The sequence below is a fragment of the Paenibacillus sp. EKM301P genome (assembly GCF_011800295.1).
Lineage (GTDB): Bacteria > Bacillota > Bacilli > Paenibacillales > Paenibacillaceae > Paenibacillus > Paenibacillus polymyxa.
Window position 1 is genome coordinate 1 of record NZ_JAALFM010000137.1, and the last position, 266, is coordinate 266.

The window sequence follows — 266 nt, forward strand, 5'->3', positions numbered from 1 at the left end:
TGGTTCTTCGAGCAGCAGCCGGCTGATCTGCACCACAGCAACCAGGCGATGATGCTGTACCGAGCTGGGGGCTTTGACGTCGACGCGCTACGCCGTACGATGGACCGTATGGTCCAGCATCATGACGCACTGCGCACGGTATTCCGTGAGACGGAGCAGGGCTATGCCGCTTGGAACCGCAGTGTAGATGAAGGCGAGCTATACACGCTGGATATTGTAGATTTCAGCGGAGTGGAAGACGAATCTGCCGCTGTTGAAGCTAAGGC

General features: G+C 57.5%; 1 protein-coding gene. It reads left to right on the forward strand.

Annotated features, from left to right (window positions below):
• The coding region (locus tag HFD99_RS25220; protein WP_167441098.1) for a condensation domain-containing protein at positions 1-266 on the forward strand (266 nt) is incomplete at both ends.